The 16898-nt window shown below is 61.3% G+C and carries 13 protein-coding genes; 6 read left to right on the top strand and 7 right to left on the bottom strand.

The genetic code is table 11. From position 1 onward, the window contains the following. Positions 1-41: 41 nt before the first annotated feature. A complete protein-coding gene (locus H559_RS0107445) occupies positions 42-656 on the bottom strand; it encodes a LysE family translocator (protein WP_028452188.1) in 615 nt (204 codons plus the stop codon). Positions 657-935: 279 nt separating this feature from the next. On the opposite strand from H559_RS0107445, the gene H559_RS21565 reads away from it, so the two are divergent. The 4 genes from H559_RS21565 to H559_RS0107425 all read left to right on the top strand — a co-directional run bounded on the left by H559_RS21565 (position 936) and on the right by H559_RS0107425 (position 7723). After that, on the top strand, positions 936-3941 hold the full coding sequence (locus H559_RS21565; RefSeq protein WP_051279066.1) for a bifunctional diguanylate cyclase/phosphodiesterase: 3006 nt from the start codon (positions 936-938) through the stop codon (positions 3939-3941). A gap of 198 nt (positions 3942-4139) precedes the next feature. After that, positions 4140-5420, top strand: coding sequence for an ABC transporter substrate-binding protein (locus H559_RS0107435; protein ID WP_245579346.1), 1281 nt, complete (start codon positions 4140-4142; stop codon positions 5418-5420). 2 nt (positions 5421-5422) lie between these two features. Further along, positions 5423-6133 (top strand): response regulator, encoded by a 711-nt coding sequence (locus H559_RS0107430; protein ID WP_034640275.1) that lies wholly within the window; start codon positions 5423-5425, stop codon positions 6131-6133. A gap of 105 nt (positions 6134-6238) precedes the next feature. Further along, complete coding sequence (locus H559_RS0107425) at positions 6239-7723, top strand: ATP-binding protein (protein WP_034640153.1); 1485 nt, start codon at positions 6239-6241, stop codon at positions 7721-7723. 28 nt (positions 7724-7751) lie between these two features. On the opposite strand, the gene H559_RS19370 is transcribed toward H559_RS0107425, so the two are convergent. The 3 genes from H559_RS19370 to H559_RS0107410 form a co-directional block, all read right to left on the bottom strand. Next, entirely contained in the window at positions 7752-9320 is a 1569-nt protein-coding gene (locus H559_RS19370; protein WP_051279061.1) for a YiiX/YebB-like N1pC/P60 family cysteine hydrolase, read from the bottom strand. Positions 9321-9397: 77 nt separating this feature from the next. Then, the gene (locus H559_RS0107415) at positions 9398-10621 is read right to left on the bottom strand and encodes an MFS transporter (RefSeq protein ID WP_081412921.1); all 1224 of its coding nucleotides are present in this window, start codon (positions 10619-10621) and stop codon (positions 9398-9400) included. 191 nt (positions 10622-10812) lie between these two features. Next, complete coding sequence (locus H559_RS0107410) at positions 10813-11670, bottom strand: YicC/YloC family endoribonuclease (RefSeq protein WP_245579345.1); 858 nt, start codon at positions 11668-11670, stop codon at positions 10813-10815. 103 nt (positions 11671-11773) lie between these two features. Here H559_RS0107410 and H559_RS0107405 point away from each other — a divergent pair, with 103 nt between their 5' ends. After that, positions 11774-12739, top strand: coding sequence for a serine/threonine protein kinase (locus H559_RS0107405; RefSeq protein WP_028452182.1), 966 nt, complete (start codon positions 11774-11776; stop codon positions 12737-12739). A 7-nt stretch (positions 12740-12746) separates the two neighbouring features. Beyond that, a complete protein-coding gene (locus H559_RS0107400; RefSeq protein WP_028452181.1) occupies positions 12747-13658 on the top strand; it encodes a PP2C family protein-serine/threonine phosphatase in 912 nt (303 codons plus the stop codon). A 106-nt stretch (positions 13659-13764) separates the two neighbouring features. On the opposite strand, the gene panD is transcribed toward H559_RS0107400, so the two are convergent. From panD to H559_RS0107385, 3 genes are all read right to left on the bottom strand, one after another. Beyond that, positions 13765-14145 carry an aspartate 1-decarboxylase gene (gene panD, locus H559_RS0107395; protein ID WP_028452180.1) on the bottom strand — a complete coding sequence of 127 codons (381 nt, stop codon included), beginning with the start codon at positions 14143-14145 and terminating at the stop codon, positions 13765-13767. 95 nt (positions 14146-14240) lie between these two features. After that, entirely contained in the window at positions 14241-14819 is a 579-nt protein-coding gene (locus H559_RS0107390) for a hypothetical protein (protein ID WP_028452179.1), read from the bottom strand. A gap of 151 nt (positions 14820-14970) precedes the next feature. After that, complete coding sequence (locus H559_RS0107385; protein ID WP_028452178.1) at positions 14971-16818, bottom strand: ribonuclease catalytic domain-containing protein; 1848 nt, start codon at positions 16816-16818, stop codon at positions 14971-14973. Positions 16819-16898: the final 80 nt, after the last annotated feature.

Raw genomic sequence — 16898 nt, 5'->3', positions numbered from 1 at the left:
AGCCCTTTAAATTAAAGGATTGTATGGCAATACCCTTTGTTTTAGCGTTTTGCCAGCGCCAGCATGCCGCCGACCGCCCAGAAGGCCAGCCCGCAGCCACGGTTGAAGAAGCGTACCCGGCGCGGCGCAGACAGCCAGCGGGCGAGGCCGACTCCGCCGACGGCATAAGCGAGCTGCCAGCTTGATTCGATGACGAAGAACGTCGCCAGCAGCATGGCCCATTGCGGGCCTTGCGGCAGCTGGGCATTGATGAACTGTGGCAGGAAGGCGCCGGCAAAGAGGATGGCCTTCGGGTTCGAGAGTGCCACGGCCAGCCCGGTGCGATAGCGTGCCAGCGCCGTTTCGCCCATCGCCGCCGGCAGTTTCAGTTCGATGCCAGCGCGCCAGCATTGCCAGCCCAGATAGACCAGATAGGCGGCGCCGACGAGCTTCAGCACCAGAAACAGCTCGGCCGAGGCCGCAAGGATGGTGGCGAGCCCCAGTGCGGAAAGGCCGATCAGCAGTGCCAGCCCGGAAAGCGCCCCCGCCATGGTGGCCAGCGTGGCACGCCAGCCGTAGCGGGCGCCGTGACTGAGCATCAGCAGCATGTTCGGCCCCGGCGTGGCTGAAATGAAGAGCGTGGTGACAATGAAGGCGAAAAACAGGTCCAGGGGCATCGCTATTCCTTCTCCCGCGAAGGCGGGCCGCGAAGCATTGTGGCGCAAAAGCGGCAGAAGGGCCACGTCCGGCAACGGACTGGCGTGACGGGGGCAGATGCTGCGGGGCAGTCCTTGCAATGGGGGCTGCATTTTCTGAAGAATGGCGAATAATGCACAGTGGCGGGTGCACCGGCCCTTGGCCGGCATCACGAATCATCGCGTCATCAGAAAACAGGAATTCCGATTTTGCCCCCAATCCAGACTCCACGAAACAGCGAGGAACATGCGCGGTCGTTCATGCACATGCGGCGCTTGCTGGCTGTGCTCTCTGGCCTCGTGCTGCTGGGGGCGCTGGCGGTTGTGGCATGGTCCAGCCTGCGGGATTACCGCGAATCGCTCAAGAGTGCCGAATCCCATCTGGATGTGCTGAGCCTGACGCTGGACGAGCATGTCGCCCGCACCATGGAAAACAGCCTGCGTTCGCTGCAGGCCATCCGCAGTGATGACGTCTTCCGTGCCTGCCTGAACAGCACTGACCGGGCCTGCCTGTATGCCTATCTGCATTCCCAGGCAGCCGGCGCGCCGCAGTTCAATTCGCTGGCCGTACTGGACCGCGATGGCTTGCTGCTGGCAAGCAGCCTGCAGTTTCCCGTTCCGGCTTATAACCTGAGCCAGCTGCAGTATTTCCGTGCTGCCCGGGCCCGCTCGCAACGCCCTTTCGTACTGGGTGAGTTCCAGCCCGATCCGAGCGGTCAGCGTGACGGGCTGCAGCTGGCGTTACCACTGATCGACAAGGAAGGGCTGTTTGCCGGCACGCTCGTAGCCGGCATCAATCCGGATGATCTGCAGCGGTTTTTTGCGTCTGTGGTCCGCCAGCCCGGCGTGGTTGTGCAGCTCTTTCGCGATGATGGCGTCACGCTAGCGCATTACCCGCAACGCGATGCCGAAATCGGCCGCAGCATCGCCCACATGGGTTTTTTTTCCGGTGATTTCCGTGAAAAGCTGTCTGGTGTGCAATATGAAACCGGCAAGCTGGACAATATCGAGCGCCTGCTGGCCTGGCGGCGCATCGATGGCTGGCCGATGGGAGTATTGCTGACACTGGATACCGAGTCGACGCTGGAGGCGTGGTATACCGAAATCGCAATCAATGTCGGTGTGGCTGGCTTGCTTTGCGCCGGCTCGCTCGCCTTGCTGCTTTACCTGCTTGTACAACTGCGGCGCATGGAGCGAACCGAGGCAGACCTGTACTTGACCAAGGTGGCTGTCGAGCGTGGCGCCGACATGGCGATCTGGATCGACATGCAGGGGCATATCCGTTACGTCAATGCCACTGCCTGCAGTCGGCTGGGATATGCGGAAAACGAGCTGCTGAACATGCGCTTCAAGGACATCAATCCGGATTTTCATCCGGATGCGTGGCCAAAATTCTGGCAAAGCCTGCGACACAAGAAGCATCTGTTTGACGAGCTGGAGCTGTGCACGCGTGCCGGCGAGCTTTTTCCGATCGAGGCGTATTCCAATTACGTGCAGTTCAAGGGCGAGGAGTACAACTGCGCGGTGATGCGCGACATTTCAGAGCGCCGGCTTGCCGAGCAGGCCATCATCAAGAGTGAGCAGCAGTTGCGTCTGGCACTCGAAGCGTCGAATACCGGGTTGTTCGACATGCCGCTGGAAGGGCGCCGTACCGCGATTACCAGCCCCGAATACGACCGCCTGCTCGGTTATCAGCCGGGCGAGCTGGCCGAGACTTTTGACAAGTGGAAAGACCAGGTTCATCCGCAGGATCGTGAACAAACCATCGGTGCGCTGCGTGATTATTACGTCGGCAACTCGACGCAGTTTTCCGTCGAATACCGGCGCAGGCTGAAAAATGGCGAATATCGCTGGTTTCTGTCGCGCGGGCGTTTTGTCGAGTTTGACTATCGTGGCAAGCCGACCCGACTGATCGGCACGATGACTGACATTACCGAGCGCAAGGAAGCGCAGGACCGCATCATCGAGCTGGCCAATTTCGACGCGGTAACCGGCCTTGCCAACCGCAATCTGCTGCGCGACGAATTGCGGCTGGCGCTGGCCGCTGCCGAGCGTTTCGGCCGGCATCTGGCGGTGCTCTTCCTTGACCTTGACCGCTTCAAGACCATCAACGATTCGCTGGGCCATACTGCGGGCGACATGGTGCTGGCGCAAGTGGCCAGCCGCCTGCGCTCGGTTGTCGGCAAGACCGACATTCTTGCCCGCCAGGGCGGCGACGAGTTCGTGGTCGTGCTCAATGATATCGACGGGCCGCTGGCTGCCGGCAGCATTGCCGACCGGATTCTTGCGTCCTTTGCCGCACCATTCGAGCTGGATGCCGGCGGTTTTGCATCATCCACATCGATCGGGATCAGCATTTATCCGGACGACGGTGCCGACCCGGATGAATTGATCCGCAATGCCGATGTGGCCATGTATCAGGCCAAGGCCAATGGCCGTGGCAATTACCAGTTCTTTACCGCCGACATGAATGCACGAGCGTCCGAGCGGCTGGTGCTCGAGAGCAGCATGCGGCGCGGGCTGGAGCAGAACGAATTCGTGCTGTATTTCCAGCCGCAGGTCAGTCTGCAGGACGGACGGATTATCGGTGCCGAGGCGCTGATCCGCTGGAATCATCCCGAGCAGGGCATGATTCCACCAGGCAAGTTCATTCCGGTTGCCGAAGAAAGCCGGCTGATCGTCCCGCTCGGAACCTGGGTGCTGCAGGAATCCTGCCGGCTGGCCGCTGCCTGGGCCGGGCAGGGGCTGCCGCCGCTGACCGTGGCGGTGAACCTCTCGCCCCTGCAGTTCAGCCAGCCCAATCTGGTGCAGCTGGTGAAGGACTGCCTGCACACCTACCAGCTGCCGGCCCGCCAGCTGGAGCTGGAAGTGACCGAGTCGGTGGTGATGCAGGATGTAGACCAGGTCGCAGCGACGCTGGATGCGTTCAATGCGCTGGGAGTCAAGCTCTCCATTGATGACTTTGGTACGGGTTATTCCAGCCTGTCCTACCTGAAGCGCTTTGCGTTCGACAAGCTCAAGGTCGACCAGAGCTTCGTGCGCGATCTCTCGGACGACCCCAACGACACTGCGATCGTGCTGGCCATCATCGGGCTTGGCAAGACGCTGGGCATGTCGGTGCTGGCGGAAGGGGTGGAGACGCGGGCCCAGCTCGATTTTCTGCGCCAGGCATCGACCGACTCAATCCAGGGCTTCCTGTTCAGCAAACCGGTACCGGAAGCGGAGTTTGTCGAGCTTGTTCGCAAGGGCATTTCTCTTTCGCTCTGATTTGCCCCCGTTTTCATTCCAGTGTCTTCGACTCTGTTCCGGTTTTTGCCGGAAGTGCGGTTTGCGCGCACGTGCAGACTGCCGTGTAAGCCCTCACTGACTGTTTCTGCGATGGTTCGGCAATAAAAAATCAACTTTTTTTACATTGATTAGGAGTTGCTTACGTTATAGTCGTGGGTTGACAAGGGAGAGGTGCGCGTGTTTCAGGCATGGGTCAGTAAAGTGGCGGGGCAGTTGCGGTGCGGCGTGATGCTAGGCATTGCCGCCGCATTGCTGTTCGCCGCCGAAACGCATGCCGAAACGCTGGATGTGCTGCATTGGTGGACTTCGGGCAGCGAGCGGCGTGCAGCCGATTTTCTCGCGCAGAAGCTCGGCGATGAAAATATCGAGTGGCACGACGTGGCCATTCCCGGTGGTGCCGGTGTCGGCGCCGTCAAGGTGCTGAAAAGCCGCATTCTGGCCAAGCAGCCTCCCGCTGCAGCGCAGTTGATCGGCCCGTCGATCAGCGAATGGGCCAAGCTGGGGCTGATCCTGCCGCTTGATGATGTCGCCCAGGCAGGAGCCTGGCAGGATCATCTGTTCCCGACCGCATGGCAGCTGGTGCAGTACAAGGGGCATGTGCTTGGTGTGCCGCTGGGCATTCACCGCATCAATACCCTGTTCTACAACCGCAAGGTCTTCAAGCGCCTAGGGCTGCCGGTGCCACGCCGCTGGGCCGATTTCGAGCAGGCCGCCCGCCGCATGCAGGCCAGCGGCATCACGCCACTGGGGCAGAGCAGCGAACCCTGGCAGGTGGCTACATTGTTCGAGACGCTGATCCTGTCCGAGGGCGGCCCCGCTTACTATCGGGAACTGTTCGTGAAACGGCAGCCAGGCGCCTATGCCGACCCTAAGCTGGCCCGGGCTTTGCAGCACCTGCGGGACCTGAAGCGCTGGATGGCGCCCAGCGAGAAGCCATGGCCGGAAATGGTGCGGCAACTCGCGCGCGGCGAGGTCGGCATGATGGTAATGGGGGACTGGGCCAAGGCTGAGCTCAACGGCATGGGGCTGGTAACCGGCGAAGATTTCAGCTGTGTTCCTGTACCGGACACGACGGATTATCATCTCTACAGCATTGATACCCTGGCGATGTTTGCCGTGGACGACTCGCTGGAAAATGCCCAGCACCGTTTTGCGCAACTGCTGCTGCAGCCGAACATCCAGCTCGGGTTTTCGCGCCTGAAGGGCTCGGTGCCGGTGCGCCGTGACCAGGATCTGGCCGGTCTGGACGTGTGCGCCCGCGCTTCCTGGCAGGCATTTGCCCGCGGTCCGGGCATGCAGGCGCCCAGCCTCGTGCACCGCATGGCCAGTGATGAACCGTTCAAGGATGCGGTGGTGGCCCAGGTACACCGCTTTTTCATGGATGACACAATGAGCGTTGCCGAAGTGCAGCGCAGGCTGGCCGCGCAGGCGCGTGCGCTGGCCAATGAGGGAGGATGACCATGCGCAAGATCCTGATCGTCGATGATGACCAGAAAACCCGCGACCTGCTGAAAACCTATCTGGAAAAGAACCAGTACGATGTCCGCCTTGCGCATGACGGCAACAGCTTCGAGGCCGAATTCGAGCGCTACAAGGACGAGCTGTCACTGGTCATTCTGGATGTCATGCTGCCGGATACCGACGGCTTCGTGCTGTGCCAGATGGTCAGGAAGCGCTGCAGTGTTCCCATCATCATGCTCACTGCCAGTTCGGATGAAACCGATCGCATCGTCGGGCTGGAAATGGGCGCGGATGATTACATCGCCAAACCCTATAATCCGCGCGAACTGCTGGCGCGCATCAAGGCCATTTTGCGCCGCACCGGTGGCGAGGCCAGCGCCCCGCCGCGTTATTACCGCTTTCTCGGTTTCTCGCTGGATGTGGTCGAGCGCTCTCTGACCGATCCGACGGGCGAGACCGTGCGCCTCACCGGGCTGGATTTCCAGCTGCTCAAGCTTTTTGTCGAGCACCCGGGTGAAATTCTTGATCGCAATCTGCTGGCCGAAGAAACGCGCGGGCGGGATGCCGGCCCGCTGGACCGCTCGCTCGACGTGCAGGTCAGCCGCCTGCGCCAGCGCCTGAATGACGACGGCAAACAGCCCGCCATCATCAAGACCGTGCGCGGTGCCGGCTATGTGTTCTCTGCCGAGGTCAGCGCTGTTCATGCCTAGCGTTTTATTCCGCAACGGGCGCCATACGGCATGCAGGCACAGGAGTGACCTTGTGACTGCCGAGCCATGCCATGCACCGGGTTCAGTCCCGTGCCCGTTCCGCCCATGCTGAAGCGTCTTTTCGACCGTCCTGCCAGCAGCCTGCCCGGTGCGCGCTGGCTGCTGCGGCTCTGGCCGGATTCGCTGTATGGCCGCCTGTCGCTGGTCATGGTTGCCGGCGTGCTGGCGACCCAGATGGTGGTCAGCGGACTCTGGGCAACCCAGATGCGCAGCAGCGCCGAGGTGGAAACCCGCGCCGCCGCGCAGCACATCGGTTTCAGCGCCGCCAGTGCGCTGCGCTTTTTCAAAAGCCTGCCACCCAATTACCGGCCGCTGATGCTCGAACAGCTGCACGAAATGGGTGGTACGCGATTCTTTATCAACATGAACCGGCAGCCGGTGTTTCTGCCCTTCAAGATCGACCAGCCGCTGACGCAGCTGGTGAATGCCGAAGTGGCCGCCACGCTGCGCCGGGAATTGCCGCCACTGTCGCGCTTCGAAATTGCTTTCGCTCCGGTGGAAAGCCTGCCGGTATCGGACGAGCGCATCACGGCACAGGATCTGCCCGACAACTGGGTGCAGCACATTCTCCTGATCAAGCCGCGCCCGGCGCCGGTGCTGGTGATCCAGGCCGAAATCGAGCCGGGCAACTGGTTGTATCTGGCGACCGTGATGCCCGACCCGTATTTTCTGGAAACCAACAGCCCCTATACGCTGGATCGCATCGTGCTGCAGGTGCTGACGCTGGCCACGGTACTGCTTTTGTCGCTGATTGTCGTGCGCTGGCTGACGCGCCCGCTCGACATGCTGGCCGATGCAGCCGAGGCGTTCGGCAAGGGTGATTTGCCCGTGCTGCCGGAAACCGGCAGTCGCGAATATGTGCGCAGTGCGCGCGCCTTTGCGGCGATGCAGGAACGTATCCAGCGCTATATCGAAGATCGCGAGAAGCTGTTTGCCGCCATTTCGCATGACCTGCGCACGCCGATTACCCGCCTGAAGCTGCGTGCCGAAATGCTGGATGATGACGCGGCCCGCCGCGAATTCCATGAGGACCTCGACGAACTCGACGTGATGGTCAAGGGGGCGCTGCAGACGGTGAAGGACAGCGACATCCATGAAAACCGTACACGGGTCAGCCTGGATGCCCTGCTGGGGCGGTTGGTGCGTGACGCGCAGCTGGCCGGGCAGAGTGCCCATTACGAGCCCTGCGGGCTGACCGTGCTGGCCAAGCCGCTGGCACTCAAGCGTGCGCTGTCCAACCTGCTGGAAAACGGACTGGCCTACGGCCAGCGTGTCGATTTACGCTGCGATGAGGGGGTGGGCAAGGTTGTCATCTCGCTGCGCGATCATGGCCCAGGCATTCCCGAGGAAGCCATGGCCCGTTTGTTCGAGCCGTATGTGCGGCTGGACCACGGCCGGCAAAGCAATCGCCATGGCATGGGGCTGGGGCTGGGCATTGCCCGCAACATCATCCAGGCGCACGGCGGCACCCTCAGCCTGAGCAATCATCCGCAGGGTGGGCTGCTGGCCCAGGTCACGCTGCCAGCCTGAAGCTTGCCGGGTATGTGCTTATGACCCTTTATGGCCTTGCGCTGGCTGGGAATACAATCTTGGGTATTGGCATTGTCTGTTTCAGCGAGCTCAGTTGTGCCGGCGGTTTTTCCTTGCTCAGCAACTCGGTAATGATCTTGCGCATCTGATCATTGTTGCGCTTGCCGTCACGAAACAGAATCACCGGATCAAGTACGGGCTGATTGCTGATGGCGAGCTGCGCCACATTGTCGGGGCTGATCGTGTAGCGGCCCAGCGTGCGCTCCAGTGGCCAGTCGATATCCGGGAACACCACATAGGCCAGCTCGGAGCATACGATGCGTTCGTGCGTCATCACATCGAAGTTGAAATCGTATTCCTTGCCTACCTGCTCCAGCGCGGTCAGCACGGCCTCGCCGCGATAGCGGGCATCGACCGGGCGGCGGTCGCGCAGTACCAGCAGGTCGTCGATATTCAGGAAGTGCTCCAGCGTGCTGATGGTGACCCCGCTGCGCAATGCTTCGACGATGCGCCCGCCCTGGCGAATCTGCTGCTGGTAGTTCGGCGCGATGCGATCCCATACGCCCAGAGCCTTCAGCTCGTTCTCAGAGCCCAGCCAGACGGCGACATGCCCATAGTGGCCCGGAATCATCTTGTCGGTCAGGCGGAAGGGGGTTTTTTCCAGCAGGATGTCGAGCGGCCTGAGTTCTGCTGCCAGTGCGGCCTGCTCGGCGCTGCCGAGCTGGGTGAGCTTGCCCTTGCGGGTCTGCACCACACCGACCATATTGCCGAAGCCCATACTCAGGCCATGGCTGACGATGTTCTGCACGTTCTGGTTGCGGATTTCCAGGTCACGCGCCAGATAGTTGATCTTGTCGGTCACGCTGAAGGCCTTGTCACCATGCAGCGTTACATACCAGACCGTGCTCTGCATCAGCGTGTACAGATAGTTTTCTTCCGGCGTGGCGGGCTTGCCGTTCTCGCGCTTCCAGGCCATGTATTCGTCGACAAAGCGGGTGGCATTGCTGATCTGGGTGCGGAAGGTGGTCGAGTGATAGTTGTCGGCCAGCTCGCGCAGATTGGCACTGCTGGCCACATCATAGGTCAGCAGGTAATCAATGCTCTTGTTGCTGGCATAGGGTTCGACCGCGATCTGGTAGCTGTCCATCAGCAGCAGTGCGGTGGCCAGTCCGTACTGGATGTCGAGCAGTTGCTGCTGGCCGGCGCTGTCATTCGGGTTGATCCACAGCTGGCGCTGCAGGCCGCCGCGGCTTGTGCTGACCGTTACCGCGCGGGCTTCTTCGGCGGTGGGGCGGTCCGTGACCAGTGTGATGCGGGTGCCGAGCTGGAAGAGCGGAGCCACCTGGGTGGCGTTCGGCATCAGCGCTGCGCGCAGCGTGATGTAGCGCGCCGCAAGATCACGCAGCTGATTGCTCTGCGCGCGCGTGAGCTTTGGAGCTTGCTTGCCGAGAATGCCGTTGTCTTGCGCAAAACGGTAGGCTGACGAGCGCAGCTCGATCAGTTCTCCCACCTGTTTCTGGAACGTTGCCTGATCGCTTCTGCCCAGCGCGGGCAGGCTCAGCAGACAAAGACAAAGCAGACCGGTAATACGCCACATCGGATAATCCTCCTGTGGCGGCATCGTGCCTGCTCTGACCCGTGCTGTAAAGAAGCTGCAACACGGCAGGCAGGCAATCAGTTGCTCTGGCGGACTACCGGCATGGCAAAGATGCACCAGAGCATGGCGGCCGACATGGCCAGACCGAAAATCGGCATGATCCAGCCGATGCTGACGTGCAGGGCCAGCAGCCCGGTCACCATGGCATAGGAAATGGGCGACAGGCCCATTGACGCCATATTGTTCAGGCTCATTACCCGGCCAATCTTGTCGCGGTCACTGTATTGCTGGATGACCGACATCATCGGCACATTGTTCGACACGATGCCCAGCCCGAGCAGGAACTGGATGCCGATGGCCAGCCACACCCAGTAGGTATGCCCCTGCAGCGCCAGCAATACGCCCTCGGCAGCAATGACGAGCGTGATCATCATCAGTCGCTTGCTCTTGGGCGGGAACAGCGTCAGCAGGATGCCGCCGGCCACCATGCCGGCTGCCCCTGCACTTTGCAGAAAGCCCAGTGTGGTGACTTCGCCGTCCAGATGCTGGGTGACAACCAGCGGAATGCCAATGGACAAGGGGCCCATGAACAGCAGGTTGGCAAAGGCATAGATGATCATCATGCTGCGCAGCACCGGCGTCTGCAGCGTATAGAGCAGGCCTTCCTTCAGTTCATGCAGCATGGCGCTGCCGGGTTTGTCCGATGTGGTTCGCGGCACCGGTGGTGGCTCGTTCAGCAGCAGCATGCACGCCGCGCCCAGCAGCAGGCCGATGCCGGCCATGCCGAAGACGCTTTCATAACTGAATAGTGCCAGCAGGGCCGTACCGATGGTGGGGCCGAACACCAGCCCGATCTGGTTGGTGGTCAGCATGATGGAATTGGCGCGCGTGAGTTCGGCTTCCGGCACGATGCTCGGAATGATTGCGCCTTGCGCAGGCCAGAAGAAGGCATCCAGCGCGCCATACAGAAAGGCAAAGATGGTCAGTGCCACGATGTCGAGGCGGCCGTAATGCAGCAGGACGATCAGCGCGAACAGCAACAGCACGCGCACCCCCATCGAAACCATGACGATGTGGCCGCGCTTGAAGCGGTCGGCCAGTACACCGCCGACGGCCATCAGCAGGATGCGCGGCACCGAGCCGGCAATCATCACGTAGCCCAGCTGTTCCTTGGCATCCAGGGTTTTGACCACATACCAGGTCTCGGCCAGCATGGCCACGGCCAGCGTGAAGTTGCCGATGATACTGGCGAGCCAGAGCATCAGGAAGTTGCGGTTGCGAAAGAGCGAGGGAAGGGGCATGGAATGACAGCTGGCAGACAAAATGAACGTGCTGTCATGGTAGCCACTCCGGTCCGCGTGTTCCTATCAGAAATTGCGATTTTGCCAGCGCGGCGGAGCGCTGAGGCGCCAGGAAGGGAGGCTGGATTTGTAAAATTGGGGTATATGCCTGCAGCCATTTATATAAAAGGGCTGCAGGCATATACATGAGATTACTCGATGTTCTGAACCTGTTCCCGCATCTGTTCAATCAGCACCTTCAGCTCCATCGACACCTTGCTGGTGTCGCTCGATACCGATTTGGAGCCGAGCGTGTTGGCCTCGCGGTTGAGTTCCTGCATCAGGAAATCCAGCCGCTTGCCGGCCGAGCCGCCGGCTTTCAGGATGCGGCGCAGCTCGGCAATGTGCGTCATCAGGCGGTCGATTTCTTCCTGGATGTCGACCTTCTGGGCAAAAACCACGACTTCCTGGCGCACGCGTTCTTCCTCGGCGCCGGCACCGAGTGCGTCGACGAGACGCTGGGTCAGGCGGGCTTCGTAGTCGGCAACGATTTGCGGAATCAGCGGCTTGACACCTTCGACCAGCTTTTCCATCGCGTCGGCACGTTCGCGCAGGATGCCGGTGAGCTTTTCACCTTCGCGACCCCGGCTGGCCAGGAAGTCGTCCAGTGCGGCGTCGAGCAGTTCCAGCGCGGTGGCCTGCAGGGTTTCGATGGGCAGGGCGTCGGATTCGATCACACCCGGCCAGCGCAGCAGTTCGCCGGTGCGCAATTCGCCTGCTCCGGGCTGGTGTTCGCGCAACTCGTCGGACAAACGCAACAGTTCCGCCAGCAGCGCGGTGTTGAGTCGCAGGCTGCTGCTGCCACCGGCGCGTGCGTTGAAATTGACCCGGCATTCGACCTTGCCGCGCTGCAGGCGGCCGGCCAGTTTTTCACGGATGGCGCCTTCCAGTGCGCGGAATTCCTCGGGCAGGCGCAGCGTTGCGTCCAGGAAGCGGTGGTTGACGGCGCGCAGCTCGACGGCGAGTACGCCCTGTTCCAGTTCACGCTGGGCACTGGCATAGCCAGTCATGCTATAGATCATTGCAGGTATCCATTTAGTGAGACTGTCCTTTACATTTGGGCAGTGCAGCAATCACAATTCAAATCAGGCTTCACAAGTATAACGAAAGCGGATGGCCACCCCCAGCAATCAACCGTTAGCACGCGGATTCCAGCTCCAGAATTACACCATCGCCAAGCTCTTGTCTGCGGGCGGGTTCAGTATCGTCTATCTGGCGCACGACGAAAACGATTATCCCGTTGCCATCAAGGAATACCTGCCCAATTCGCTGGCGCTGCGCCGCGAAGGCGTGGCGGTGGTGCAGGCGACCAGCGACGAGAATCTGGCGCTGTTTCGCCATGGCCTGAAATGCTTCTTCGAGGAAGGCAAGACGCTCGCCCGCATCCAGCATCCGAACATCGTACGCGTGATCAATTTCTTCCGCGCCAACGAAACCGTCTACATGGTGATGGAATACGAGCGCGGACGCACGCTGCAGAAGGAAATCCAGCTCAAGTTCGGCCGTGAAGGCGTGGACGAGAACCTGATCCGTCATGTGTTTTTCCATCTGCTCAACGGCTTGCGCGAGGTGCACCTCAACAAGCTGCTGCACCTCGACATCAAGCCGGCCAATATCTACATCCGCAAGGATGGTTCGCCGGTACTGCTGGATTTCGGCTCGGCCCGGCAGTCACTGACTACCGAGCACTCCCGCCTCACGCCGATGTACACGCCCGGTTTCGCCGCGCCCGAACAGTATCGCAAGAAGGAGCAGCTCGGGCCCTGGACCGACATCTACGGCGTGGGTGCAACGATGTATGCGTGCATCGCCGGCACGGCGCCGCAATCGGCCGATGCGCGCGAGAAGGAAGACAAGCTGGAACACCTGACCCACAAGTACGGTGACCGCTATTCCCCCGAGTTGCTGGAGCTGATCCATCAGTGCCTGCGGCTTGACCCTACGCTGCGGCCGCAGAGCGTGCCGCAAATCCAGAAAACGCTGCTGGAGCCGGCCTCCAAGCCCGTGCGCCGCAGCTCGCTGGTCGCCACCATCAAGCGTGCGTGGATCAATATGACCATGCCGCGCAACAGGGAGTGAGTGCTTGATGAAATTCACGGTTTATCAGGACAGTCGCCAGGGTGGCCGCAAATACAATCAGGACCGTGTCGGCTATTCCTACAGCCGCGAGGCGCTGCTGCTGGTGGTGGCGGACGGGATGGGCGGGCATCTGCACGGTGAAGTGGCCGCGCAGATCGTGGTGCAGCTGCTCTCGGACCAGTTCCAGCAGAAGGCCAATCCCATCATCCACCGGCCACTGGAGTTTCTGGAAGATGCGCTGCTGAAAAGCCATGATGCCATCTACAACTACGCCGGCAACCACCACCTGCTGGAAATTCCGCGCACGACGGCGGTCGCCTGCATCGTGCAGGACGGCATGGCCTACTGGGCGCATGTCGGTGATTCGCGACTTTATCTGATCCGCAAGGACACCGTTGTAGCCATGACGCGCGATCACTCCAAGGTCCGCAAGCTGATGGATTCCGGCATGATCACGGCGGCCGAGGCGGCGGTGCATCCCGAGCGCAACAAGATCTACAACTGCCTGGGCGGCAGCATGACGCCCGAGGTGGAAGTCGGCGGCAAGGTGCCGCTGCAGGATGGTGACAGCATCCTGCTGTGCACCGACGGTTTCTGGGGCTCGACGGTCGATGCCGAGCTCACGCATTTCATGTCGTCCTTCCCGGTGCTGTTTGCCGTGCCGCAGCTGATGGATCGTGCCGAATTCCGTGGTGGCAAGTATGGCGACAACCTCACTGCGCTGGCGATCAACTGGCACGAGGATATCGAGCCTGATCCGAACGAGCCCGGTCTGGTATCCACGCAGAAACTCGACCAGTTCACGATCAGCACGCATGTCGACCCGCTGTCGATCAAGCAGGTCAGCGACATTACCGACGATGACATCGAGCGCGCGATCCAGGAAATCCAGTCGGCGATTGCCAAATATTCCAAATAGCACGGGGTATTGCCGTGCAGCCCTTTGCCATGAAGGGCTGTGACCATATACCCTGAAAACAACAAAGCCACCCGAGGGTGGCTTTGTTGTTGCTGGCGCGACGCGCTCAGGCTGCCTGCGTCGGAATCGCGTTCTTCACATTGGTCATGCGGTTGGCGGAGTCCACGTACACCAGCGTCGGATGATGATCGCCAAGATCGGCCTCGTCGTACTGCGCAAAGGTCGCGATGATCAGCAGGTCGCCGACCTGGGCGTGGCGTGCGGCCGAGCCGTTTACCGAAATGATGCCGGAGCCGCGGGCCCCCTTGATGGCATAGGTGGAAAAGCGCGCGCCGTTATTGATGTTCCAGATGTGGATTTCTTCGTATTCACGGATGTTGGCCGCTTCCAGCAGTGCCTCGTCGATGGCGCACGAACCTTCGTAATGCAGTTCGGCGTGGGTCGCGGTCACGCGGTGGATTTTGGATTTCAGCATCGAGCGTTGCATGTACGTCTCCTGCCTTTCAGTGCACGGAAAGGGTGCGATTATAAAACGCTGGGCGGAAAAGCCAAGCGTATCCGACAAGCTTTTCCTGCCCGATATCAAAGCGGACGGTAAACAAGGCAGCCATCCAGCAGATATTCGCCGGTTTGCACGGCCCCGGCATTCAGGGCAACGCGGTCGAACTGCAGGCGACGGCCGCCAACTTCGACCCAGGCTGGTATCGGCCGGTCCTGGTAGCGGCCCACGCTGTCAGCTGCCCGGACGATGCTGCCGTCGCCTGCCATCGCCGCCGGCTGCGGTGAGGCGGCCGTGGCAGGGGCGGGACTTGCGGGAGTGGGGACGCTGACTTCGTCGAGTTTGCTGCCCGCCGGCGTTTCACCAGCCTGCATGGGCAGATAGCGCAGATAGAGATTGAACAGCGGGCGCGGCAGGATGACGCGGCGCACGCGCTTGTTGCTGTCGATCACGCAGGCGACGCCGAAGCGGGTACCGCACTGCGGGCACTGTGCACTGGCCGCGATGGCGATGTGTTCCTCCACCAGCCGGGCGACACCGTGCATGTTGCGGGCATGCAGCATGGCGCCGCACTGGATGCAGGGTTTGGAGAATTGCCGCACCTGTTCGCCATTGGCGAATTTCTGCGGCAGGTATTCGTTCAGTGGTCGGTTCGGAAGCATGCTGGTTCTCGTGTTCGGCGGTGCCTGGCGGTAAGTTCAGCTCGCGGCCGGGGCTCGGTGATTGCCGGCCCGGCCGGCGCAAGTGTATGCGAAGTAGAACATGAATGGTCGATCATCCGGGGCTTGCCTCGCCCTGCCGGCTGCAATGTGATCAGAGGGTCGCCATGCGCAGATCGGCATGAAGGTCCAGATAATCAATGCCCAGTACCTGCAGTTTGATGTTGGTGCCGGCCGGCAGTTCGGGCAGACCGCCCACGCGGACGACCAGCGGCATGCTGTCGATGCGCACCAGGTTTTCCTTGATTACGCTGGCGGACAGTTCTTTCATGCCTTCCTGTTCGATATAGCGCAGGCACCAGTAGCGTTCCATCTTGTCCTGGAAGTCGGCGTAGGCGGCGTAGGCAGTATCGAAGCTGGAGATGATGCTGAAAAGCTCGGCATCATTCTTGGCAAAGCGCGGTTTTTCATTGCGCAGCAGTGCAATCAGCTGGGTCTGGTTCACGAAATCCACCGCGCGGCGCAGCGGAGACGATGACCAGGCGTAGCATTCGACGCCCAGCCCGATGTGCTGGCCCGGCTGCGTGGTCATGCGCACGCGCCCAGCCACCTGGGCTCGGTAGATGCCGGCGATCTGCGCGTCGCGCAGATCCTTGCCCCACTGGCTGTTGACCAGAATCATCAGCTCGGCCACGAGCTTGTCCATCGGCGCGCCGCGCTTGCGCGGAATGATGCGCACGGTTTCCTGTTCGCCATCGCGGTCGATGCTGAAGCTGTAATCCAGGCGCTGGATCTGGTTCTCCGCCTTGCCGCGGCGGCCTTCCAGCTCGCCGGCCATGCGCCACAGCCAGGTCAGCTCGTCCTTCCACTGGAAATCGGGCGAGCCTTCACGCCCGGCGGTTTCTTCGTTGAACAGCGGCTCGATCTGGTCGTGCCGCAGGTTGGCGGCGATGGGAACCAGCTCGATGCAGGAGCGGTGGCTGAGAATTTCATAGCCGGCGTTCACTTCCAGATACATCGACAGTGCCGGCCGCGCGGCACCTTCTTTCAGCGTGAACACGTCGACGGCCGCGTCGGGCAGCATGGTGATCTTGTCGCCCGGCATGTAGACGGTGGACAGACGGTCGAAAATGACCTGGTCGAGCGCTGAGCCCGGAGCGATGCCGAGTACCGGTGCGGCAATGTGGATGCCGACCTGCCAGTTGCCGTTGGCCAGTTGCTTCAGGCTGAAGGCGTCGTCGATCTCGGTGGTGCTGGCGTCGTCGATGCTGAAGCCGGCGACATCGGCCAGCGGCAGATCGTCCGGCATCGTGACAGGCGGGAACTCGGGGAAATCCAGCCCTTTCGGGAAATGCTCGTGCTGGAATTCATCGAAAAAGTAGCGCGCTACGCTGGGAATGGCGCCGACCTTCTGCATCAGCCGCAAGGGTGACATTTGCGCGGCTTCGGCAGCAGCGGCCAGCGCCTTCCATTCGATGCCGTTCTTGTCGGGACGGAACAGCAGCTTGTTGATGATGGGCGCGAAGGCTGCGGGCAGGGTGCCGGCCTGCAGCTCGCCCTGCCAGATGGCCATCTGTTCGGCCTCGCGCGCCTTGCGCTCGGCCCCGGCCTTGGCGGCCTTCAGGTTTTCTTCCGGCGCGGCCTTGTAGCGGCCACGCCCCTTGCGGTAGAAGTACATCGGCGCGCCATGCAGGCCGATGGCCGCCGCCGCCTGCTGTTGCGGCGTGGCGCCAGCACCGAAGTATTCAGAAGCAATGTCCTGGAAGGCAAATTCGTCGCTGCCGCAGCATTCCCACAGGAAGTCGGTATCAATGCCTGCGGCCTCGGCTTCGGCCGCATTCAGAAATTCATCCAGCCCCATGCGGTCAAAGCGCAGCAATACGTTGGCGGTCTTGATCTTGGAGCGTTTGCCGCGCTGGTCTTCCACCATCAGGCTGGCCTGCTGCTCGTCCTTGATGGTGGCAACCTTGAAGTGCCCGTCTTCTTCGTAAAATACGTTCATGGGGTGTGTTTGCTGTGCGCGGAAAAAGGGCGGAATTATAACAAAAAAGGGCGTCAGCAGGCGACACCCTTTAGGGGAAA

Origin of the sequence: Chitinilyticum aquatile DSM 21506 (assembly GCF_000430805.1) — a bacterium.
Taxonomy (GTDB): Bacteria; Pseudomonadota; Gammaproteobacteria; order Burkholderiales; family Chitinibacteraceae; genus Chitinilyticum; species Chitinilyticum aquatile.
Note: the sequence above shows the minus strand (reverse complement) of the source record. Positions and strands in the feature narration are given on the sequence as shown.